The organism is Cytobacillus sp. FSL R5-0377 (assembly GCF_038004385.1).
In the GTDB taxonomy this organism is placed as follows: Bacteria; Bacillota; Bacilli; order Bacillales; family Cytobacillaceae; genus Cytobacillus.
In genome coordinates, this window is record NZ_JBBORA010000001.1 from 2,460,001 (window position 1) to 2,482,625 (window position 22,625).

The 22,625-nt window shown below is 43.4% G+C and carries 20 protein-coding genes (1 of these 20 running past the window's edge); 12 read left to right on the plus strand and 8 right to left on the minus strand.

Annotated elements, in window-relative coordinates; translation table 11 throughout:
* From gyrA to dnaA, 7 genes are all read right to left on the minus strand, one after another.
* Positions 1–2,271 carry the 5' portion of a DNA gyrase subunit A gene (gene gyrA, locus NSQ49_RS12730; protein ID WP_159863638.1) on the minus strand. It extends 255 nt beyond the left edge of the window, so the window shows 2,271 of its 2,526 coding nt (coding positions 1–2,271); the start codon lies at positions 2,269–2,271; its stop codon lies beyond the left edge, outside the window.
* A gap of 138 nt (positions 2,272–2,409) precedes the next feature.
* Positions 2,410–4,332, minus strand: a complete 1,923-nt coding sequence (gene gyrB / locus NSQ49_RS12735; RefSeq protein ID WP_159863637.1) for a DNA topoisomerase (ATP-hydrolyzing) subunit B — start codon at positions 4,330–4,332, stop codon at positions 2,410–2,412.
* Between the two features lie 119 nt (positions 4,333–4,451).
* On the minus strand, positions 4,452–4,700 hold the full coding sequence (gene remB / locus NSQ49_RS12740; RefSeq protein WP_159863636.1) for an extracellular matrix regulator RemB: 249 nt from the start codon (positions 4,698–4,700) through the stop codon (positions 4,452–4,454).
* 9 nt (positions 4,701–4,709) lie between these two features.
* The gene (recF, locus tag NSQ49_RS12745) at positions 4,710–5,828 is read right to left on the minus strand and encodes a DNA replication/repair protein RecF (protein WP_159863635.1); all 1,119 of its coding nucleotides are present in this window, start codon (positions 5,826–5,828) and stop codon (positions 4,710–4,712) included.
* A gap of 41 nt (positions 5,829–5,869) precedes the next feature.
* Positions 5,870–6,097: a S4 domain-containing protein YaaA gene (gene yaaA / locus NSQ49_RS12750; RefSeq protein ID WP_396398784.1), complete on the minus strand. Its 228-nt coding sequence runs from the start codon at positions 6,095–6,097 to the stop codon at positions 5,870–5,872.
* Positions 6,098–6,394: 297 nt separating this feature from the next.
* Positions 6,395–7,531, minus strand: coding sequence for a DNA polymerase III subunit beta (dnaN, locus tag NSQ49_RS12755; RefSeq protein WP_251283896.1), 1,137 nt, complete (start codon positions 7,529–7,531; stop codon positions 6,395–6,397).
* 175 nt (positions 7,532–7,706) lie between these two features.
* Positions 7,707–9,053 (minus strand): chromosomal replication initiator protein DnaA, encoded by a 1,347-nt coding sequence (dnaA, locus tag NSQ49_RS12760; RefSeq protein ID WP_159863633.1) that lies wholly within the window; start codon positions 9,051–9,053, stop codon positions 7,707–7,709.
* Positions 9,054–10,100: 1,047 nt separating this feature from the next.
* Here dnaA and rpmH point away from each other — a divergent pair.
* From rpmH to NSQ49_RS12815, 11 genes are all read left to right on the plus strand, one after another.
* Complete coding sequence (gene rpmH / locus NSQ49_RS12765; protein WP_019382473.1) at positions 10,101–10,235, plus strand: 50S ribosomal protein L34; 135 nt, start codon at positions 10,101–10,103, stop codon at positions 10,233–10,235.
* A 136-nt stretch (positions 10,236–10,371) separates the two neighbouring features.
* Positions 10,372–10,740: a ribonuclease P protein component gene (rnpA, locus tag NSQ49_RS12770; protein WP_159863632.1), complete on the plus strand. Its 369-nt coding sequence runs from the start codon at positions 10,372–10,374 to the stop codon at positions 10,738–10,740.
* Positions 10,741–10,878: 138 nt separating this feature from the next.
* Positions 10,879–11,664 (plus strand): YidC family membrane integrase SpoIIIJ, encoded by a 786-nt coding sequence (gene spoIIIJ / locus NSQ49_RS12775; protein WP_159863631.1) that lies wholly within the window; start codon positions 10,879–10,881, stop codon positions 11,662–11,664.
* Positions 11,661–12,287 (plus strand): RNA-binding cell elongation regulator Jag/EloR, encoded by a 627-nt coding sequence (gene jag / locus NSQ49_RS12780; RefSeq protein ID WP_159863630.1) that lies wholly within the window; start codon positions 11,661–11,663, stop codon positions 12,285–12,287. The genes spoIIIJ and jag overlap by 4 nt, the downstream gene beginning before the upstream one ends.
* A gap of 338 nt (positions 12,288–12,625) precedes the next feature.
* Positions 12,626–14,011 carry a tRNA uridine-5-carboxymethylaminomethyl(34) synthesis GTPase MnmE gene (gene mnmE / locus NSQ49_RS12785; RefSeq protein ID WP_159863629.1) on the plus strand — a complete coding sequence of 462 codons (1,386 nt, stop codon included), beginning with the start codon at positions 12,626–12,628 and terminating at the stop codon, positions 14,009–14,011.
* A 75-nt stretch (positions 14,012–14,086) separates the two neighbouring features.
* Positions 14,087–15,976 carry a tRNA uridine-5-carboxymethylaminomethyl(34) synthesis enzyme MnmG gene (gene mnmG / locus NSQ49_RS12790; RefSeq protein WP_251283895.1) on the plus strand — a complete coding sequence of 630 codons (1,890 nt, stop codon included), beginning with the start codon at positions 14,087–14,089 and terminating at the stop codon, positions 15,974–15,976.
* A 42-nt stretch (positions 15,977–16,018) separates the two neighbouring features.
* On the plus strand, positions 16,019–16,735 hold the full coding sequence (rsmG, locus tag NSQ49_RS12795) for a 16S rRNA (guanine(527)-N(7))-methyltransferase RsmG (protein ID WP_251283894.1): 717 nt from the start codon (positions 16,019–16,021) through the stop codon (positions 16,733–16,735).
* A gap of 140 nt (positions 16,736–16,875) precedes the next feature.
* Positions 16,876–17,757, plus strand: coding sequence for a nucleoid occlusion protein (noc, locus tag NSQ49_RS12800; RefSeq protein WP_076262924.1), 882 nt, complete (start codon positions 16,876–16,878; stop codon positions 17,755–17,757).
* Positions 17,758–17,969: 212 nt separating this feature from the next.
* Positions 17,970–18,731: an AAA family ATPase gene (locus NSQ49_RS12805; protein ID WP_159863626.1), complete on the plus strand. Its 762-nt coding sequence runs from the start codon at positions 17,970–17,972 to the stop codon at positions 18,729–18,731.
* Positions 18,724–19,569, plus strand: coding sequence for a ParB/RepB/Spo0J family partition protein (locus tag NSQ49_RS12810; protein ID WP_159863625.1), 846 nt, complete (start codon positions 18,724–18,726; stop codon positions 19,567–19,569). Before NSQ49_RS12805 ends, NSQ49_RS12810 begins: the two co-directional genes overlap by 8 nt.
* Positions 19,570–19,687: 118 nt before the next feature.
* A complete protein-coding gene (locus NSQ49_RS12815) occupies positions 19,688–20,401 on the plus strand; it encodes a DUF554 domain-containing protein (RefSeq protein WP_159863624.1) in 714 nt (237 codons plus the stop codon).
* 345 nt (positions 20,402–20,746) lie between these two features.
* Here NSQ49_RS12815 and yyaC read toward each other — a convergent pair whose 3' ends face one another.
* Positions 20,747–21,376, minus strand: coding sequence for a spore protease YyaC (gene yyaC / locus NSQ49_RS12820; RefSeq protein ID WP_159863623.1), 630 nt, complete (start codon positions 21,374–21,376; stop codon positions 20,747–20,749).
* 357 nt (positions 21,377–21,733) lie between these two features.
* On the opposite strand from yyaC, the gene NSQ49_RS12825 reads away from it, so the two are divergent.
* A complete protein-coding gene (locus tag NSQ49_RS12825; protein ID WP_159863622.1) occupies positions 21,734–22,624 on the plus strand; it encodes a mechanosensitive ion channel family protein in 891 nt (296 codons plus the stop codon).
* Position 22,625: the final 1 nt, after the last annotated feature.

The window sequence follows — 22,625 nt, forward strand, 5'->3', positions numbered from 1 at the left end:
TGTGACAGCTTTCATTGAAACAAGGCTTCCATTCTTTTCAGTGATGTTGCAGGTCTTGATACCTTTACCGCCTCTGCCCTGAACACGGTATTCTTCGGCCGGAGTACGTTTACCATAGCCGTTTTTCGTTACAATCAGGACTTGGCTGTCATCCTCAAGCACTTCCATGCCAACGACTTCATCACCATTGCTTAAGTTAATTCCCTTAACACCGGTAGCCGTTCTTCCCATCGAACGAACATCTTCTTCAGGGAATCGGATCAGCATGCCATGGCTCGTTCCAATAATGATTTCCTTGCTGCCATCTGTCAGACGCACTGAAATCAGTTCATCATCTTCACGCAGATTTAAAGCAATTAAGCCATTATTGCGGATATTGGCAAAGGATGATAATGGTGAACGCTTAGAAATTCCCTGTTTAGTAGTGAAGAACAGGAACCAGTCATCGGCAAATTCTTCAACAGGAATGATCGCATTTACCCATTCGTCTTTGTCCACTCCAAGAAGGTTGATAATAGGAATTCCTTTCGCCGTACGGCTGAATTCAGGAATTTCGTATCCTTTGGCGCGATACACTTTTCCTTTGTTCGTAAAGAACAGAATGGTGTCGTGAGTGGAAGTGGTAATGAGGTGTTCGACAAAGTCATCCTCATTGGTTCCCATTCCCTGAATTCCACGCCCTCCGCGTTTTTGGGCACGGTAAGTCGAGACAGGAAGACGCTTGATGTACCCCTTATGTGTCAGTGTAAGAACAATATTCTCACGCGGGATCAGGTCTTCGTCTTCAATTTGTTCGATTCCGCCCGAAACGATTTCTGTCCGGCGTTTATCGTTGAATCTCTCTTTGAGTTCAGTTAATTCTTCTCGGATGATATCCAATAACTTCTCTTCATCCGCTAAGATTGCTTTTAATTCGGCAATTAATGCCACAAGATTGGAATATTCATCTTCAATCTTTTCACGTTCTAAGCCTGTCAGACGCTGCAGACGCATATCAAGAATAGCTTGAGCCTGTTTTTCAGAAAGATTGAATTTAGTCATTAAGCCTTCTCGTGCAATATCAGTTGTCTGAGAACTGCGGATCAGATTAATAACTTCATCAAGGTGATCAAGAGCAATTCTCAAGCCTTCTAAAATATGTGCGCGGGCTTCTGCTTTTCTTAATTCAAATTGTGTCCTCCGGCGAATAACAACCTTTTGATGTTCTAAATAATGCTCAAGGCACTGCTTTAAATTCAGAACCTTAGGCTGTCCATCCACCAATGCCAGAAGATTAATCCCAAAGCTTGTCTGAAGAGCTGTTTGTTTATAGAGATTATTCAATAATACACTTGCATTTGCATCTCTTCTGACTTCAATGACAATACGCATTCCGTTACGGTCAGATTCATCACGCAGGTCGGTGATACCGTCAATTTTCTTATCTCTGACCAGTTCTGCAATTTTTTCAATCAGCTTTGCTTTGTTCACCTGATACGGAATTTCATGGACAATAATGACCTCTTTGCCATTAGCCTTTTCTTCAACCTCTACTTTAGCCCGCAGAGTAATCGAACCGCGGCCGGTTTCATAGGCTTTGCGGATTCCGCTTCTTCCTAAAATCATTCCGGCTGTCGGAAAGTCCGGCCCGGGGATAATATCCATCAGTTCCGGTATGGTCATGTCAGGGTCTTTGCTTATAGCCAGTACCCCATCAATCACTTCTCCAAGCTGGTGGGGAGGAATATTCGTAGCCATCCCGACAGCGATTCCTGAAGTTCCATTGACCAGCAAATTAGGGAAACGGGCAGGCAGTACAACCGGCTCCTTTTCTTCCCCATCATAGTTATCCTGATAATCAATGGTATCTTTATTGATATCCCGTAAAAGCTCCATTGATATTTTGGACATACGTGCTTCTGTATAACGCATGGCAGCTGCAGAATCGCCATCCACCGAACCGAAGTTTCCGTGTCCGTCAACCAGCATGTATCGATAGTTAAAGTCCTGCGCCATACGCACCATTGTTTCATAAACAGCAGAATCTCCGTGCGGATGATACTTACCAATTACATCCCCGACGATACGTGCTGATTTTTTATAAGGCTTATCTGAATGCATGCCGAGATCATGCATCGCATACAGGATACGGCGATGCACCGGCTTTAAGCCGTCACGCACATCCGGAAGGGCACGTGAAACAATTACACTCATTGCATAGTCCAGGAAGGATGAACGCATTTCCTGGCTAATGTTAATTTCTTTTATTTGGGACCTTGGCGTATCAGCCATATAAAGAACCTCCCTTTTTAAGGGACTTGGAATTCACCCATAGCCTCTTAATTTGTAAAACATTTAGTAGATTATCGCAAAATGAAAGTGACGCTTCCTTATGTAAAAGCAGGATAGTCATCCTATCCTGGCTTTTGATCATATATCCAAGTTTTTTACATATTGGGCGTTTTCTTCGATAAAGTTTCGGCGTGGTTCGACTTTATCACCCATTAAAATTTCAAACGTTTCATCTGCCTCAATGGCATCTTCCAGGCTCACCTGCAGCAGTGTTCTTGTTTCAGGATTCATCGTTGTCTCCCACAGCTGTCCCGGATTCATTTCGCCCAGACCTTTATAGCGCTGAACGTTCGGCTTAGGCTGGTTTGGCAGGGTGCTCATGATTTCTTCAAGCTGGCGATCATTATAGGCATATTCAATTCTTTTGCCCTGCTGTATTTTATACAGCGGCGGCTGTGCAATGTAAATATAGCCCGCTTCTAAAATTTGTCTCATATAACGGTAAAAGAAGGTTAATAATAATGTTCGAATATGGGCGCCATCCACATCGGCATCCGTCATGATCACAATCTTATGATATCTGGCTTTTGAAATATCAAAATCTTCGCCAATTCCTGTACCGGCTGCTGTAATCATAGCCCGCACTTCATTGTTTGAAAGAATTCGATCCAAACGGGCTTTTTCAACATTAAGGATTTTCCCTCTTAACGGAAGGATTGCCTGGAAGTGACGGTCACGTCCCTGTTTGGCTGAACCTCCGGCAGAGTCACCCTCAACAATGTAAAGTTCTGATATTGACGCATCTTTAGAAGAGCAATCGGCCAGTTTCCCCGGCAGGCTTGATACTTCTAAAGCACTCTTTCTTCTGGTCAGTTCACGGGCTTTCTTTGCTGCAAGTCTGGCACGTGCAGCCATTAATCCCTTTTCAACAATTTTCTTCGCTACAGATGGATTTTCCAGCAGGAACTTCTCAAGAGCTTCTGCAAAAATCGTATCTGTTGCCGTTCGCACCTCTGAATTGCCAAGCTTCGTTTTGGTCTGTCCTTCAAATTGCGGGTCTGGATGCTTAACAGATACAATCGCTGTTAAACCTTCACGGACATCTTCCCCTGAAAGATTTGCATCACTCTCTTTGAATACGCCGCTTTTTCTGGCGTAATCATTAATGACTCTTGTTAAAGCAGTTTTGAACCCAGATTCATGTGTTCCGCCTTCATACGTATGAATGTTATTGGCAAAAGAGTAAATATTGCTTGTGTAGCCATCATTATACTGAATGGAGACTTCAACTGTGATGCCCTCACGTTCTCCATCAATATAAATTGGTTCTTCATGGAGAACTTCCTTCGTTCTATTCAAATGCTCAACGTACGATTTAATTCCGCCTTCGTACATGTATTCATTTTTCTTATTTTCCTCGCGTTTATCCTCAATCGTAATGGCCAATCCTCTATTCAGGAAAGCCAGCTCACGAATGCGAGTCGCAAGTGTTTCGTAATCATATTCAAGCGTTTCAGTAAAGATTTCACTGTCCGGCTTAAAGTGAATGGTTGTTCCTGTGTGATCGGTTTCCCCAATCACTTCAAGATCCGCACTCGGAACGCCGCGCTCAAATTTCTGATAATATTTTTTGCCATCACGATGAACAAATACTTCAAGTTCAGTTGAAAGGGCATTAACTACAGAAGCACCAACACCATGCAAGCCTCCGGAAACCTTGTATCCGCCGCCTCCGAACTTACCGCCTGCATGAAGAACCGTCATAATGACTTCAACGGCCGGGCGTCCCATTTTTTCATGGATTCCGACTGGTATACCACGTCCGTTATCCACTACGGTAATACTATTATCTTTCTCGATAATCACATTGATTTCAGTACAATAGCCTGCCAATGCTTCATCAATACTATTATCGACTATTTCCCAAACAAGATGGTGAAGCCCTTTGGCACTTGTTGAACCGATATACATTCCCGGACGCTTCCGAACCGCTTCCAGACCTTCCAGTACCTGTATCTGATTCTCATCATAGGATTGTTCCTGCACTGCCTTTTGCTCCATTGCCACATCGGTCACCTGCACTTTCTATTTCACTAATCTATAAAAAAGCCTGGCATGAAAATGAGCCAAACTGTAATTTTCCTTGACTTGTACCTTTCCGTTTTGGATCCGGCATGTCTTTAAAATTCATGAACACTTAATTTATGGGATCGTTTTTTTAACGTACCTGAGGATAGCGGAGAAAAATAAATCTTTTCTGTTGTAACGACCACAGATTTATAGGAACCCTTTGCGAGGTTCACAACTGACTCCTCCAGGCGCTCCTTATGCTCTTTTGCATACTCGGAGGAAAGGACTGTTTCTTTATCAATTATAGCGACAATATCTCTTGCCCGGACCAGCACATCTTCACCTATATGGATGTACATGCGATCACCTCACTGAATCTTCTTGATTCTCCCTGACTCAACACTGAACGCTGCTGCTTCTTTAAGTGTCTGGTGGTCTATTCCATCAACACTTGTAGTCGTAACAAACGTCTGCACTTTTCCTTGAATAGTATTCAATAAATGGGATTGGCGGTAATCATCCAATTCTGAGAGGACATCATCCAATAGCAGGATGGGATATTCTCCAATTTCAGAATGGATCAGTTCGATTTCAGCAAGCTTAACCGAAAGAGCTGTTGTCCTTTGCTGGCCCTGTGAACCGAATGTCTGAACATCGCGCCCATTCACATGAAAAATCAGGTCATCGCGATGCGGCCCAAACATAGTGACGCCACGATCGATTTCCCTGTTTTTTACCTTTTCGAATTTCTCTTGGTATACTTTAACCATTTTCGACAAATCTTGTTCTTCTGATACCTCTGCAGAAGGCTTGTACTCAATTTTCAAGGTCTCAAGCCCTCTTGAAATCCCTTCATGAATCGGCTGTGCCCAATTTTCGAGGAGTCTGAGGAACTCGTAGCGCTTTGATACAATCTTGGCAGCCATCTCAATGAATTGCTCAGTTAAAATCTCAAGCATGGTATGGTCGGTCTGCTTTTTGATCTGGAGCATTTTCAGATAGTGGTTACGCTGCTGGAGGATTTTCTGATACTGGCTGATATCATGCAAATAGACAGGTGAAACCTGCCCAATCTCCATATCAATAAAACGACGCCTTACTTGAGGGCTCCCTTTCACAAGATGGAGATCTTCAGGCGCGAACATCACAACATTCATATTGCCGACATACTGGCTTAATTTTTGCTGCTCTATATGATTGCATTTAGCTTTTTTGCCTTTTTTGCTGATAACTAATTGCATGGGCAGGGATCCTTGCCTTTTTTGGACCCTTCCCTCTATTTTAGCATATTCCTGATCCCAGCGAATAAGATCTTTGTCATTTGATGTCCGATGGGACTTTGCCATTGCCAGCACATAGATCGATTCCATGACATTTGTCTTTCCCTGGGCATTCTCTCCCAAAATTACATTCACTTTATTTTCGAAATTGACTTCAAGCTCTTCATAATTCCGGTAATTCTTTAACAGCAACTGCTCTATATGCATAGACGCTACATCCTTTAAAATATTAACGCTAAAAACGGCGTTTAGACGATCGCAAATTCACCGACATCCGGAATCTCGATTTTATCCCCGGTTCTCAGCTTTCTTCCTCGTCTTTGATCCTGTTCCCCATTGACGAAGACTTCGTACTCACTCAGGAACCATTTGGCCATTCCGCCCGTTTGAATCACATCCGCGGCTTTTAAAAATTGGCCCAGCGTAATATATTCTGTATCAATTTGTATTTCCGTCATTTTTTCACTCTTTCCCATTGTCCGACTTCCAGTGCTGCAGTTTTTCCTGCACCTCGGCAAAACAATTTCAGAATGGTATCTAATATTCTATTTTACTAAATAAACCTCAGATACACAAAGAAAAGTCGCCTGCAGCTGGTTATTTTCATTATTCCCCTGCTATTGGCCAATATTCCGGGGGTTTTAAGCTAATGATACTAGTGTATTCTTTGGCTTTTTCCCTGCTGATTTCAGTCCCAGACACTCACCATATCCATAGGACCTGGTTCATCTGCAATAAAAAAGTAAGCCGCCGGCACAGCCGGCAGCTTTTTCTTAATATGTTCTGACTGGCAGAATCAGTTGCAGGATAGATTCATCGTTTAATGGTTTGATGATGAATGGTCTCATCGCGCCGGTGAAGCTGATAGTAATTTCAGAGCCCTCAAGTGCTTTTAGGGCATCCATCATAAATTTCGCGCTGAAGGAGATTTTTAATTCTTCCCCTTCTACAGATTTGCTCTGCACTTCTTCGACTACTTTTCCGACTTCAGGCGTGTTGGATGAAATTTCGATTACTCCGCCATCAATTGTAGAAAGCTTGACCACATTGTTACGGCCTTCTTTTGCAAGTAAAGAGGCACGGTCAATAGCCTGCAGGAATTCCTTTGTATTGACGACCACATCTGTTTTGCTGTCTGAAGGGATCAATCTGGATGTATCCGGATAATTTCCTTCAAGCAGCCTTGAGAAGAACAGCAGATGTTCGGCTTTAAAGAGAACCTGGTTTTCAGTAATAACGATATCGATTAAATCATTATTGTCATCAAGGATTTTGCTTAATTCACTTAAGCTCTTTCCCGGAATGACCACATTGTAGTTTTCGCTGGCAGTTGTTTCGATCTGCGCTCTTCGTAAAGCTAATCTGTGGCTATCTGTTGCAATACAGGTTAATGTCCCGTTTTCCACCTTCCAGTTTACACCTGTCAAGATAGGGCGTGTTTCTGAGGTGGACACTGCGAAAACGGTTTGGCGAACCATTGCTTTTAACAGGTCTGTAGGAATTTTGAACATTTTTTCTTCCTCAATTTGAGGCAAGTGCGGATATTCCTCAGCATCCAGGCCATTAAGATTGAATTCTGATTTACCAGAGCGGATGACTGTCTGCAAATGATTTTCAACGCTTATTTCCACGCTGTCAGTTGGAAGTTTTTTAACAATTTCACTGAAGAACTTAGCTTGGAGCACGATGGCACCAGGCTGTTTGATCTCAACAATTTCATTTCCGTCTTCTTCTTTAGGAATAAAAGATTCAATAGAAATATCAGAGTCGCTTCCTGTTAATGTAACCCCTTCTTCAGAAGCAACGATTTTAATCCCCGTTAAGATGGGAATAGTCGTTCTGCTCGTTACAGCTTTCATAACATCCTGGACGCTTTGGACCAGATGGTCGCGCTGGATTATAAATTTCATTTTTAAATCCTCCAAGCATATTTTAATGGCGTATTGAATATATATATTTTTTATAAAAAAATAGTAGAAGTACTAGTAGGGCCTGTTAGTATGTGGATAACTGCATTTTTTGAAAGGAAACACAGCCTATCCACATGTGGACAGACTGTGCGTAAGTTAGGTCAAGTTATACACATTATACCTTAAGCATTTCATTGATTTCTTTCAGCTGCTTTTCAAATTGTGAATCAGACTGAAGCATCTTTGATATTTTTTCATGCGCATGAATGACAGTCGTATGGTCTCGCCCGCCAAATTCCTCTCCTATTTTTGGCAGAGAAAAGTCGGTTAATTCCCTGGACAGGTACATGGCGATCTGACGGGGGAATGCGACAGATTTTGTACGTTTCTTCGCCTTAAAGTCCTCAAGCTTTACATTAAAATGTTCCCCTACCACCCTTTGAATTTCATGGATGGTAATGACCTTTGGCTTGGAGCTTGGAATAATATCCTTTAATGCTTCTGCCGCAAGGTCGGCATTAATATCTTTATTTATTAAAGAAGAGTACGCTACTACACGAATCAGAGCACCCTCAAGCTCACGGATGTTGGAGTCAATCTGATTGGCAATGTAAAGCATAACCTCATTAGGAATATCAAGTCCCTCCGCTTTGGCTTTTTTGCGCAGAATGGCAATACGCGTTTCCAGGTCCGGCGGAGTGATATCAGTAATCAGGCCCCATTCAAATCTGGAGCGAAGCCTGTCTTCAAGTGTCGGTATTTCCTTTGGAGGACGGTCACTTGAGATAATGATCTGCTTGCTTTCTTCATGCAATGTATTAAAAGTATGGAAAAATTCCTCCTGTGTCTGTTCTTTTCCAGCCAAAAACTGAATATCATCGATAAGAAGAACATCCACATTTCGATATTTATCGCGGAAATCGCCCGCTTTGTTATCTCGGATCGAGTTAATAAATTCATTTGTAAATTTCTCGGAAGATAAGTATACGACTTTAGCTGATGGATTATGATCTAAAACATAATGGCCGATTGCGTGCATAAGGTGAGTTTTTCCGAGTCCTACTCCCCCGTAAATAAATAAAGGATTGTATGCCTTAGCAGGTGCCTCTGCTACAGCAAGTGAAGCTGCATGGGCGAAGCGGTTTCCGGATCCGATGACAAACGTGTCGAATGTATACTTTGGGTTTAGCATCGTTAAAGGCAGTTCCTGCTGTTCTTCCGCCGGTTTTTTCTTTTTTGGAGGAAGAGGAAGATCGACTTCTTCTTCGCTTTGATTTTGCGGAATGATGAATTTCACTCCTAATTCTTCACCGGTTATGTCATAAAGAATTCCGGAGATCAGCTGGGAATAGCGCTCTTCAAGCCAGTCACGGGCAAACTCATTCGGTGCCTTAACGACTAAAGTATCTCCCTGCAGAGAATGCGCCTTTGTCGATTTCAGCCATGTATCAAAACTGGGCTTGCTGATTTTTTTCTCGATATTGGCCAGAGCGTTATTCCAAAGATCCGCAATATTTTCCAATGATATCCCTCCTTTTCCATCTAAATTTAATATTTAAATACGTTCAAGCACCGATGCCTTTCGGTGATCACCGCTGCTTTTTCTTTGTTTCGCGCCACAAAAACGATAGGTTATACACACGCTGTATAACCCTAATTTTATAAATATACGAAACTGTTTATGTGGAAAATCATATAATAAGGAAGTAAAGTGGAATTTCGACAGTATCCACTGTCTGTGGACAAACTTTTACAAACCCCTTGGATAACCTGTCCACATGTTATCCACAATCTGTGGATAATGAAGATATGCACAATGATTTATTAAGTGTGAAAACACAATTATGATAACAGATAATGCTTTTGACTGCAATGGTTTTTAAACCCTTATCCACAACATGCCCATCCCTGTTCATAAAAATTGTCCACAGCCTCTGGTTGTGTGCAAAACCTGTCAATATGTGATGTGGATAATAAAAAACTTGTCGAAAATTTATCCACAGCCCTTTTTTGAGGGGATATTATTCAAATGGACCTGGACATATTAGAGGCAACCTAAGTAATGGCCGGATCGCCTGGCACGGGAAAATTTGCAGTCTTACATAAAAGCTTTTACAATGAATAAATGAGAAAAACGTGGAAATATGAAATTTTAGGATGACATTCAGGCGAAAAGAAGGTAAACTTTCTGAGTGGGTTCTTTCAGGTATGCAAATAGAGAAAGAGCAGCAAATAGAATCTTATTTATATTGTCGTAAGTTGTTTTTTAATAAATCTCAACTGCTGAGTTGATTGGAGCGGAGGGCACTTGACTCCTGCGGGAGGAGAGGGAGCGGGAGACCCCGCAGGCGAAGCCGAGGAGGCTCCCGTTCCTCCCCGCAGAAAGCAAGTGCCCGCAGCGGAAATCAACGGACTATCTTTAAGAAAACATTTATGAATGAAAGAACCGTATCTATTTTTTTGCCATTGAAGGCAGATTGACTTATATGAATAGTTGACAATTTTCTAGTTACATCTATATAATTAGAAAGACTGTCTTTAACAGCAATTCCTCAGGGAGGTGTCATATATGAAAAGAACTTATCAACCAAACAAGCGTAAAAGAAGCAAGGTTCATGGTTTCCGCAGCCGCATGAGCTCTCCGAACGGACGTAACGTTCTAGCTCGCCGCCGCCGCAAAGGAAGAAAAGTATTATCTGCTTAGGCCACTGAAACGTCAGTGGTCTTTTTTTCCATGTAAAGATAAATATACAGGTTAGATAATTGTCTAGCTCCAGTGCCGGCCCCCTCAAGATGCAGGGGGTGACAAGGCGCTTGCGCTTTTCTAAGTAGGTGATGACATGAAAAAAGAGTTCCGTGTAAAAAAGAATAAAGAATTTCAAGAGGCCTTTAAAAAAGGAAAGTCATTCGCCAACCGCCAATTTGTCGTATACATCTTGAAAAAAGACGAGCAGAATCATTTTCGCATTGGCCTTTCTGTCAGCAAAAAAATCGGCAATGCCGTGATGAGAAACCAGATCAAAAGGTATATCCGCCAGGCATTTTTAGAACTGGAGGAAGAAATAAAGCCGCAATATGATCTGATCGTCATTGCGAGGAAACCGGTGGCAGAAATGGATTTTCATGAAGTGAAAAAGAGCCTGATCCATGTATTGAAGGTTTCTCGGGTTTTGAATAAACCGGGACTTGGAAATACTAAAAATCAATAATCGCTATCTATCTTTAATATGAAGCACTTCATTTTAAAAGATGTTAAAATAAGATACATATGAGCGTGTCCCTCTGGCCGGGGGATGAGCAAATGAAATTCATACTATTATCAGGAGCAATTAAGGAGGAAAAAACGGTTGAAGAAACGAATATTTCTATTAATCGGTCTAGTGTTTGTGATGGCTCTTTTATCGGGCTGTACAGAAATCAACCAGCCGATTACGTCTGAAAGCAAAGGCTTTTGGAACGAGTATATTGTCTATCCGCTTTCGCTGTTTATTATTAAGGTAGCAGAATTCGCAGGCGGCAGCTATGGACTATCGATCATTATTGTAACGATCATTATCCGTCTGGTTATCCTGCCGTTGATGATTAAACAAACGAGAAGTTCAAAAGCAATGCAGGCGATTCAGCCGGAAATGCAGAAGCTTCGTGAAAAATACAGCTCGAAAGACCAGAAAACCCAGCAGAAGCTGCAGCAGGAAACTATGGCTTTATTCCAAAAGCACGGCGTTAACCCGCTTGCAGGATGTTTCCCGCTAGTGATTCAAATGCCGATTCTCATCGGCTTCTACCATGCGATTACACGTACGCGCGAAATTGCAAACCATAATTTCCTTTGGTTTGACCTTGGTTCTCCGGATCCAATTTACTTATTGCCTTTAATTGCAGGTGTGACCACTTTCATTCAGCAGAAACTGATGATGGCCGGCACTCAGCAGACAGGGCAAATGGCTGCACAAATGAAAATGATGCTTTATCTAATGCCGATCATGATCGTTGTTTTTGCCATTAACTTCCCGGCAGCACTTTCTTTATACTGGGTAGTGGGTAATATCTTCATGATCATTCAAACGTATTTCATTAAAGGTCCGGACCTGAAAGCTGCAGCGGCCGGAAATGCAGGAGGAGCCAAAAAGTGAAACAAATAACTGCTACAGGACAAACCGTCAAGGAAGCAGTAGAGTCAGCTTTAGCTCAATTAAACACAACAGAAGACCGCTTAGAGATTACTATAGTTGATGAAGGTAAAAAAGGCGTTTTTGGGATTTTCGGATCCCGCCCGGCTGTAGTGAAAGCTGTGAAAAAGCCTGATCCGATTGAGGAAGCAGAAAAATTCCTCAAAGACGTCAGCAGGGAAATGGGCGTACCCATTGAAATTGAAACAATACGGGAAGGAAAGAATGTTCAATTTATCTTATCCGGCGAAAAGATTGCTCTTTTAATCGGAAAAAGAGGACAAACGCTCAATTCTCTCCAGTATTTGACACAGCTTGTCATTAATCGCTATTCCGAGCAGTACTTAAATGTGGTGCTCGATGCAGAGGATTACCGGAAAAGACGCCAGGATACCCTGATTCAACTGGCTGAAAGGCTTGCTCAAAAAGCTTTGAAGACGGGAAAAGAAATTGCGCTGGAACCGATGCCTTCCTATGAACGCAAAGTGATCCATACCGCTCTCGTAAACAATAAGCGAATCAGGACCTATTCTGACGGCAATGACCCGCACCGCCATATCGTCATTGCACCAGCCAGAACGAGATAACTAGAAAAAAATCCCAATCCATTCCGGATTGGGATTTTTTTGTCGTTCTTTGTCTAAGCCCCGCAAATTATTAAATCTCAATTGGTTTTATTGTTATTCACATGTGGATAAGTTAAAATAGAGCATATTAATTTGTGAGACGTGTGGATAATTTTTTTGCTGATTGAAGGAAAGCGAGATGTTGATAACTGTCTTGCTGAACGGATGGACAAGGCGGGAAAGCGGACTGATATGCTTTTCTTAAAAAAAGCCATGTGATATTCTATTAATTTGGGGAATCGAAAACAGTTTTCATTTTTTATATAGATGGAATAAGAAAGAAAAGAGAGGTGAATGAAGTGGAATTCGATACAATCGCTGCAATATCTACTCCAATGGGAGAAGGAGCCATTGCCATTGTCCGCCTGAGCGGGGATCGGGCATTTGACATTGCAGACCTTCTTTTCAGAGGGGTAGGAGGCAAGCGGCTAAAGAATGTGGCATCCCATACCATTCATTATGGGCATATTGTTGACCCGAAAACCGAGCAGATTGCTGAAGAAGTGATGGTTTCGGCTATGAAGGGACCGAAAACTTTTACAAAGGAAGATGTCATCGAAATTAATTGCCATGGCGGACTGGTTTCCGTGAATCGCGTGCTGCAGCTTCTGCTGAATAATGGCGCACGTCTGGCAGAGCCGGGTGAATTTACAAAGCGTGCTTTCTTAAATGGACGGATTGATTTATCACAGGCAGAAGCCGTTATGGACCTAATTCGCGCCAAAACAGACCGGGCTATGAACATGGCACTTGGCCAAATGGAAGGAAGGCTGTCAAAGCTTATTCAGAAGCTTCGGCAGGAAATTCTGGAGATTCTGGCTCACGTCGAAGTCAATATTGACTATCCGGAATACGATGATGTCGAGGAAATGACCCATCACATGCTGATGGAGAAGGCTTCTTATGTAAAAAAAGAAATCGAAAAGCTCCTTCAGACCTCACAGCAGGGGAAAATACTGCGTGAAGGGCTTTCTACAGTCATCGTCGGACGGCCGAACGTCGGGAAATCTTCTTTATTGAATAGCCTTGTTCACGAAAATAAAGCGATTGTGACGGATATACCGGGCACCACCCGTGATGTCATAGAAGAGTACGTGAATGTCAGGGGAGTGCCGCTCCGTCTGGTGGATACAGCTGGCATTCGCGAAACGGAAGATATTGTCGAACGGATCGGTGTCGAGAAATCGAGGCAGGTATTAAAGGAAGCAGATTTAATTTTGCTTGTGCTCAATTACTCGGATGAATTGACGTCTGAGGATGAAAATATTTTTAAAGCGGTCGAAGGCATGGATGTCATTGTGATTGTCAATAAAACCGATCTTGATCAAAAAATCGACATGGATCGCGTCCGCGAGCTTTCAAAGCATCATAAACTAGTTACAACCTCTTTATTGGAGGACCAGGGTGTCGACGATCTTGAGGAAGCCATTGCTTCTTTATTCTTTGCAGGCTCCATCGAAGCCGGGGATATGACGTATGTATCCAATACCCGCCATATTGCCCTCTTGAACCAGGCGCAAAATGCCATTGATGAAGCGATGCAGGGTGTTGAAATGGGAACGCCTATTGACATTGTGCAGATTGATTTGACGAGAACATGGGAGCTGCTTGGTGAAATCATCGGCGACAGCGTCCATGAAAGCCTGATCGACCAATTATTCTCGCAGTTCTGTTTAGGAAAATAGATATTTTACTTTAGCAATCTTACGGGCTAAAGCCCCTGGCTATGCTCTTCTGATTGCAGCAAAGGAGGCCGCACCATGACATATGAAGCTGGAAGTTATGATGTCATAGTAGTCGGAGCCGGACACGCGGGTGTAGAAGCAGGCCTTGCTTCGGCCCGCCTCGGCGCAAAGACATTAATGATCACAATCAACCTGGATATGGTAGCCTTTATGCCCTGCAACCCATCAGTCGGGGGACCTGCAAAAGGGATCGTCGTAAGGGAAATCGATGCCCTTGGCGGAGAAATGGGCAAGAATATTGATAAAACCCATATTCAGATGCGTATGCTGAACACAGGAAAGGGCCCTGCCGTCCGTGCTTTAAGGGCGCAGGCCGATAAATTCACATATCAGCATGAAATGAAAAAAACATTGGAAAATGAACGGAATCTGACACTGATTCAGGGAATGGTTGAACGCCTGATTGTCGAAGACGGAGAATGCAGAGGCGTTGTCACCCAGACAGGTGCCGTGTATCATTCAAAAGCGGTCGTCATTACGACAGGAACCTTCTTAAGAGGGGAAATCATCCTTGGTGAACTGAAATACTCGAGCGGCCCTAATAACCAGCAGCCATCCATAAAGCTCTCAGAGCATCTGCAGGAGCTTGGCTTTGATCTCGTCCGGTTTAAAACAGGAACACCGCCGCGCGTTAACAGCCAAACCATTGATTACAGTAAAACGGAAATACAGCCTGGCGATGATGTGCCAAGAGCTTTTTCCTATGAAACGACCAAGTATATTACAGATCAGCTCCCTTGCTGGCTGACATACACCAATGAAGAAACGCATACATTGATCGACAATAATCTTCATCGCTCGCCAATGTACTCCGGCATGATCAAAGGAACGGGTCCGCGCTATTGCCCATCCATTGAAGATAAAGTGGTCCGCTTTAATGATAAGCCGCGCCATCAGATCTTCCTGGAGCCTGAAGGCCGCAATACTCAGGAAGTATACGTGCAGGGGCTTTCAACAAGCTTGCCTGAAGATGTGCAGCAGCAGATTCTGAGAACGATACCGGGGCTTGAAAAGGTGCAGATGATGCGTGCCGGCTATGCGATTGAATATGATTCCATCGTCCCAACGCAATTATGGCCGACACTGGAAACTAAAAAGGTGAAAAATTTGTATACAGCCGGCCAGATTAACGGGACATCCGGCTATGAAGAAGCGGCCGGCCAGGGGTTAATGGCAGGCATGAATGCCGGATTGAAATCACTGGATAAGGAAGAAGTCATTTTAAGCCGTTCAGATGCTTATATTGGCGTCCTGATTGATGACCTTGTAACCAAAGGAACAAACGAGCCTTACCGTCTATTGACTTCAAGAGCGGAATACCGTCTTCTGCTTCGCCATGATAATGCCGATCTGCGCTTAACAGAGCTTGGCCGCAAAGTCGGTCTGATCAGTGAAGAACGCTATGAAAAATTCCTCCTGAAAAAGCAGGCAATTGAAGATGAGAAAGCACGTCTGCAAAGCATTATTATCAAGCCGACTTCTGACGTGCAGGAGCTGATCAAAAGCCAGGGCGGAAGCGAGCTTAAAGACGGCATCCGTGCTTCAGATCTGCTGAAGCGGCCGGAAATGACTTATGAGCATATTAAACTGCTGGCTCCGGCTGAACAGGCACTTGATCCTGATGTAACAGAGCAGGTGGAGATCCAGATCAAGTATGAGGGCTATATTGAAAAGTCCCTACAGCAGGTAGAGCGCCTGAAGAAGATGGAGAACAAGAAGATTCCTGAAAACATCGATTATGATGATATTAACGGACTGGCTTCCGAAGCAAGACAAAAGCTGAAGGAAGTAAGACCGTTATCTCTTGCGCAGGCTTCGCGAATTTCCGGAGTTAATCCTGCAGATATCTCCATTTTGCTCGTTTATTTAGAGCAGGGGAGAATTGCACGAGTATCAGCTGAGTAAGAGAAAAATCCGATTATGTCAGAGAACGGAAAGGATTTATAAATGAATACCGAACAATTTACTGAAATGCTGGCGGCGAAGGGGATTGCCCTTTCGCCACAGCAATTACAGCAATATGAGACCTATTATTCCACTCTGGTGGAATGGAATGAAAAAATGAATTTAACAGCCATCACGGAAAAGGAAGATGTTTATTTAAAGCACTTCTATGACTCCATCAGCGCGGCTTTTTACTTTGATTTCAGCCAGCCGCTAAAGGTCTGTGATGTCGGTGCGGGGGCAGGATTCCCGAGCATACCGATTAAAATTGCTTTTCCGGGCTTACATATTACGATTGTTGACTCACTTAATAAACGCATCGGTTTTCTGGAGCATTTGGCGAAGAAGCTGGAGCTTGAGAATGTCCGCTTTATCCATGACCGTGCGGAAACCTTTGGCCAGAATAAAGAATACCGTGAGTCTTTTGATGTGGTGACAGCAAGAGCTGTTGCCAGATTATCCGTTTTAAGCGAGCTATGTCTGCCTCTTGCGAAAACAGGCGGCACATTTGTGGCCATGAAGGGCGCCAGTGCAAAGGAAGAACTGGATGCCGGCAAAAAGGCCGTCTCGGTTCTGGGCGGAAAACTCGTGGATTCCCACACGTTCACTCTTCCTGAGGAAGAAAGTGAGCGCAATATCTTAATCATAAAAAAAGAAAAGAACACTCCTAAAAAGTACCCGCGGAAGCCGGGGACACCCAATAAAACACCAATTGAATAGGGTGCGCAATTTGCCATTGTATGACATAATAGTGTAAACGTTTCGATTTTTCCAGATATTAATATTGCTGATATCCGGCAGGATTTGTCATGATGATAGAGAATATGTTATAGGGAGTTTCGTAAAGGTGGTGCAGGGTGATGAAGCATTCTTTCTCACGCTTTTTTGGCCTAGGCGAAAAGGGAGAACAAGTTACAGCGGAAAAACCAGCAGAAGAACAGCTGGATATTGAAGACTTAAGCGATAGAGAAGAAGTTAAGAAAATTCCTATTGATCAAATCGTCCCCAACCGTTTCCAGCCAAGAACGGTATTTGATGATGAAAAAATAGAAGAGCTTTCCCGGACTATCCATACGCATGGAATCATCCAGCCGATTGTCGTAAGGGAATTTGAGGATGGCCAGTTTGAAATCATAGCCGGTGAACGCAGATATCGGGCCATGAAAAAACTGGGCTGGGAAGAAGCTCCTGCTATTGTCAAGAATCTTAGCGATACCGAAACGGCTTCAGTAGCTTTAATTGAAAACCTTCAAAGGGAAGAGTTGTCACCGATTGAAGAAGCTGTTGCCTACGGAAAACTTTTAGAGCTGCATAGCCTGACACAGGAGGCATTGGCACAGCGTCTTGGGAAAGGCCAGTCAACTGTTGCCAACAAGCTTCGGCTGCTGAAATTGCCGCAGCCTGTCCAGGATGCACTGTTAAACAAATCAATCACAGAGCGGCATGCCCGTTCGCTCATCCCGCTGAAGGATCCGGAAAAGCAGGTCGCCCTGCTTCAGGAGATAGTGGAGAAGAATCTGAATGTGAAGCAGACAGAAGACCGGGTTGTTAAAATTCTCGAGCAGAAAAATCCAAAGCCGAAACCGAAACGCAAGGCTTTCAGCAAGGATATGAGAATAGCGGTCAACACGATCAGGCAGTCTCTTTCCATGGTTTCTGACAGCGGCATTAATCTTGATTCGGAAGAAGAAGAATTTGATGAATTTTATCAAATCACAATCAAGATTCCTAAAAAGAAATAATTTCTTACGCGAAAGATAAAGCGGGGGCTCCCTGTTTTATTTTTCGCGTTTTTTTTGAAGGGCGCTAAAAAGACTATTAGAATCTTCTTATTTTTTACAAAAAAATTATTCTGCCCTGTTTTTCGTGATAAAATAGACTACGTGATTTAACGATATGAATAGATTCGCAGATAGATAAATTGGAATATTGATAGATGAAAGCAGGTGACACTGTGGGCAAGATTTTAGCCATTGCGAACCAGAAGGGCGGAGTTGGCAAAACAACCACTTCCGTCAATCTTGGCGCATGCCTGGCATACATAGGCAAGAAAGTGCTGCTGGTCGACATTGATCCGCAGGGCAATGCCACAAGCGGAATCGGCATTGAAAAAGCGGATGTCGATCATTGCATTTATGATGTCCTTGTGGATGATGTGGAAGCATCAAAGGTCATAAAATCCACTTCGGTAGAGAATTTATACGCCATCCCGGCAACCATTCAGCTGGCAGGCGCAGAAATTGAACTGGTGCCGACGATTTCAAGGGAAGTAAGATTAAAGAGAGCCCTTGAGGAAGTAAAGGCAAACTTTGATTATGTGATTATTGACTGCCCTCCTTCCCTCGGTTTACTGACCATTAACTCGCTGACTGCTTCGGATGCCGTAATCATACCCGTGCAGTGCGAGTACTATGCGCTTGAGGGTCTGAGTCAGCTTCTGAATACGGTCCGCCTTGTGCAGAAGCATTTGAACAATGATTTAAAAATCGAAGGCGTTCTGTTGACGATGCTGGATGCCCGTACAAATCTCGGCATTCAGGTCATTGAAGAAGTGAAAAAGTATTTTCAGGATAAAGTCTATAAAACGATTATTCCCCGCAATGTGCGGCTGGGAGAGGCTCCGAGCCATGGAGAACCTATCATTACTTATGATCCGAAGTCTCGCGGAGCTGAAGTATATTTAGAACTGGCAAAGGAAGTGGTTTCAAATGGCTAAAGGTTTAGGAAAAGGTCTGAATGCTTTTTTCAATAATATTGAAACCGAAAAAGAGGAAGCTGTACAGGAAGTAAAAATAAAAGACATTCGCCCAAACCCCTATCAGCCGCGCAAGGTGTTTGAAAAGGAAGCCATCGAGGAGCTGAAGCAATCCATCCTTGAGCATGGAATACTTCAGCCAATTATCGTCCGCAAAAGCATCAAAGGCTATGAAATTGTAGTCGGGGAGCGCCGCTACCGGGCAGCAAAAGAAGCGAACCTTGAGAGAGTTCCGGTCGTTGTAAGAGAACTGACTGAACAGCAGATGATGGAGCTCGCTGTTCTTGAGAATCTGCAGCGTGAAGACTTAACTCCGATTGAAGAAGCGGCTGCCTACCAGCTGCTGATGGAGAAGCTCAAGGTGACACAGGAGGAATTAGCCAAGCGCCTGGGAAAAAGCAGGCCGCATATTGCGAATCACATCAGGCTTCTATCCCTGCCTCCGACCATTCAAGGACTGATTTCAGAAGGGAAAATTTCCATGGGACATGGAAGAGCCTTACTGGGGCTGCGAAAAAAAGAAAAGCTGCAGGCACTCGTTGAAAAAACGGTTAAAGACGGCTTAAATGTCCGCCAGCTTGAACAGCTGATTCAGCAGCTGAACGATGTTTCACGTGAAACGAAGAAGCGGACAGCTCCTAAGGATATCTTTATTAAGGAACGCGAATCCTCCCTCCGGGAACGATTCGGAACCACCGTCCATATTAAACAGACCAAAAACAAAGGGAAAATCGAGATTGAATTTTTCTCAAAAGAAGATTTAGAACGCATTATGGAGCTTTTAGAAACTCATTCATAAGCCATCTATAAGATGGTTTATTTTTTTACAGTATTTTGCAAAAAGGATTGTCGGTTAAGATCTATCGTGGTAATTTAAATGAAAATAATTCGCGATGCGAAATAATAAGGTGAAGAGTATGTTTCTGCTGGGTACACTTGTAAATGGATTATTGATCATTATTGGAACGCTGCTGGGGAAATTGCTCCATCGCATTCCCGAAAACATGAAGGGCACAGTCATGCATGCAATCGGCCTTGCAGTCATGGTGCTCGGCCTGCAAATGGGCTTTAAAAGTGAGAATTTCCTCGTGGTGATTTTAAGCCTTGTGTTCGGAACGGTGATTGGAGAGTATTTTGCACTCGAAGATAAGCTGAACAAGCTTGGTGATTGGCTCGAAAGCAAAATTGGCTCGAAAGGCCAGGGAAGCATTTCGCAGGGCTTCGTAACCGCTACACTGATTTTTGTCATCGGGGCTATGGCCATTATCGGCGCACTTGACAGCGGAATCCGCGGCGATCATTCGGTGCTTTATACCAAGTCGATCATTGACGGCTTCACTTCCCTCATTTTGACGACTACATTAGGGATCGGTGTAATCTTTTCAGCTTTTCCGGTCATGCTGTATGAAGGACTCATTGCCCTTTTCGCCACACAAATCGACCGGTTTGTCCCCCAGCTTCTGATGGACAGTTTTATTAAGGAAATGACCGCAACAGGCGGAATTATGATCTTTGCCATCGGTCTGAATTTAACAGGCATTACAAAAATCCGGGTGGCGAATCTGCTTCCGGGAATTGTGGTAACGGGAATAATTGTTTCGGTTGTTTATTTTAGCGGGATTTATTTTTAGATGATGGGATGTGCATCGCAGGCACGCTGGATAGTGTGTCTGCGGTGCATTTTTTTATTTTGGAGTACTGCTATAGTACCTTATGTGCGAAAAGAGACCGGAGCGCCAATCAGTTTTTTTGGGGAAAGAGCATGTTTGGGATTATATCTAACATGTTTGTGAATTTATCTAACAGAACTTCTAATTTATCTAGCATGTTTCAAGGTTTATCTAACAAGTCTCAAAGTTTATCTCACATTTCGAACAGTCATGACAGAGCTCCGTACAAAACGATATATACGCTTTCCCCCTTCGCTCCCCTGCTCAATAAAAAAAACCGCAGCTCCCCTGCGGTTTCCCTATCCATTAAGGTGTTTGTTCACGGTTCAGTTCCCATTTAAAGGCAGGCCAAGCCGGCGCTGTCTGGTGGGTCAGGCTGACTTCATAGATGCCGCTTGCGATGGTTTTGGCCATTTTTAGGACGAGATTGAGTCTGGTGTTCTGGAGGACGAAGAATTCCATGAATCCGCTGACGTTGACAATGCCAGTGATGTGCATGTCCCCTACTTCCGGCAGATCTTTATTGACTCCGGCGCCCGGCTTGACCGGACCTTCCCCTATTTGAATAACTCCGACACTTTTCAGGCGGCCGAGACAGGCGTCGATTCCGATGATAAAGGGATTAAAATGCTTCTTTTTGATTTCGTTCAATTTATCTTCCAGGTTGACGGCATGGATCGGGTCCTCCAGTGTTCCGTACACATGGAAAGATGACATGGATTTTTCCTCAAGGAGTGTGCCGACCAGCGGACCTAATGAATCGCCTGTAGAGCGGTCTGTGCCAATGCAGACAAAAACGATGGGACGGCAGCCAATGCCCGCAGGCAGAATATTCTTCAGTTCAGCAGCCAATTTTTCTGCAGAGTTTGTTTCTTCATGTGAGATTCTGGCAGAAGCCCCGCCTTTTTTGTCAAACAAGTTTGGTTTGAAGTTCATATAGGTCCACTCCCTCTTTTATCCTTGCCATGCCCGAAACACAAGTATTTATACGTTTTTAACAGTATACGGAATTTTTGTGTAATCTATACATACCTGTATTATTTAATCGTTAAACAATCGGGTTTTTCACTGTAAAGCCCTGAGAAAAATTGATAAAATAATGTTGTTTTACAGAGGGATTCGCACTGAAGGGCAAGATGCAGTATAATTTCACTCAAGCATTGGGCTTGAAATGTTGAATGCGATAATTGACTGTCAATCTCCAGCGGCTCCCGAGTTTAGCTATTGTTGACTTTAGAACATAAGCCGCCTTCCGCTTTTCAATATTTTTACTAAAATAAAGCAGGTGAAACCATGAGTCCTATTGAAACAATGATAAATGGCATGATAGATAAGATTTCGAATGAAAAAACGTGGATAGCCATCGGGGAAGGCATCTTTAAGGTTATTGCGATTTTGATAGTGACGAGCATTCTGATCAGGATCGGAAAGCTGGCCATCCGCAATATTTTTAAAGTGAGGACACCATCCAGGCTCCGAATTTCAGAGCGCAGGGAAGCTACCCTTCTGAAGCTGCTGGAGAATATGCTCACCTATGTGGTGTTTTTTGTTGCGGCAATCATGATATTATCGGTGCTGACGATTGATGTGAAGGCCCTTTTGGCCGGTGCCGGAATCGTTGGATTGGCTGTCGGGTTTGGAGCGCAGAGCCTCGTGAAGGACATCATTACCGGATTTTTCATTATTTTTGAAGATCAGTTTTCGGTTGGTGATTATATCCGGATTGATCAATTTGAAGGAACCGTGGAAGAAATCGGACTTCGGACGACTAAGATTAAAAACTGGACGGGCGAGGTTCATATCCTTCCGAACGGAAGCATTATGCAGGTTACTAATTTTTCATTAAATAATAGTGTGGCATTTGTGGATGTCAAGATTTCATATGAAGGCGATATCGTTAAGGCTGAAAAAGTATTGCAGGAGTTATTTGAGAAGCTTCCTGAAAAATATGAGGATATGGTGAAAACACCGGAAATCCTCGGGGTTCAGAACCTTGCAGCTTCGGAAGTGGTTCTGAGAGTGGTTTCGGAAACACTGCCAATGAGGCACTTCTACATTGCGCGCCAGCTGCGGAAGGAAATTAAGCTATGTTTAGATGAGCATGGCATTGAAATACCGTTCCCGCGTCTTGTTATGTACACAAGGAATGAACAGGATAATCCAAAACTGAATGCGGAGGGATAAA

Coding starts and splice junctions, on each gene's coding strand:
- gyrB (WP_159863637.1), bottom strand. CDS start 4,332: ATGGAGCAAAAGGCAGTGCAGGAACAATCCTATGATGAGAATCAGATA.
- remB (WP_159863636.1), bottom strand. CDS start 4,700: ATGTACATCCATATAGGTGAAGATGTGCTGGTCCGGGCAAGAGATATT.
- recF (WP_159863635.1), bottom strand. CDS start 5,828: ATGCATATAGAGCAGTTGCTGTTAAAGAATTACCGGAATTATGAAGAG.
- yaaA (WP_396398784.1), bottom strand. CDS start 6,097: ATGGGAAAGAGTGAAAAAATGACGGAAATACAAATTGATACAGAATAT.
- dnaN (WP_251283896.1), bottom strand. CDS start 7,531: ATGAAATTTATAATCCAGCGCGACCATCTGGTCCAAAGCGTCCAGGAT.
- rpmH (WP_019382473.1), top strand. CDS start 10,101: ATGAAAAGAACTTATCAACCAAACAAGCGTAAAAGAAGCAAGGTTCAT.
- rnpA (WP_159863632.1), top strand. CDS start 10,372: ATGAAAAAAGAGTTCCGTGTAAAAAAGAATAAAGAATTTCAAGAGGCC.
- mnmG (WP_251283895.1), top strand. CDS start 14,087: ATGACATATGAAGCTGGAAGTTATGATGTCATAGTAGTCGGAGCCGGA.
- rsmG (WP_251283894.1), top strand. CDS start 16,019: ATGAATACCGAACAATTTACTGAAATGCTGGCGGCGAAGGGGATTGCC.
- noc (WP_076262924.1), top strand. CDS start 16,876: ATGAAGCATTCTTTCTCACGCTTTTTTGGCCTAGGCGAAAAGGGAGAA.
- NSQ49_RS12810 (WP_159863625.1), top strand. CDS start 18,724: ATGGCTAAAGGTTTAGGAAAAGGTCTGAATGCTTTTTTCAATAATATT.
- NSQ49_RS12815 (WP_159863624.1), top strand. CDS start 19,688: ATGTTTCTGCTGGGTACACTTGTAAATGGATTATTGATCATTATTGGA.
- yyaC (WP_159863623.1), bottom strand. CDS start 21,376: ATGAACTTCAAACCAAACTTGTTTGACAAAAAAGGCGGGGCTTCTGCC.
- NSQ49_RS12825 (WP_159863622.1), top strand. CDS start 21,734: ATGAGTCCTATTGAAACAATGATAAATGGCATGATAGATAAGATTTCG.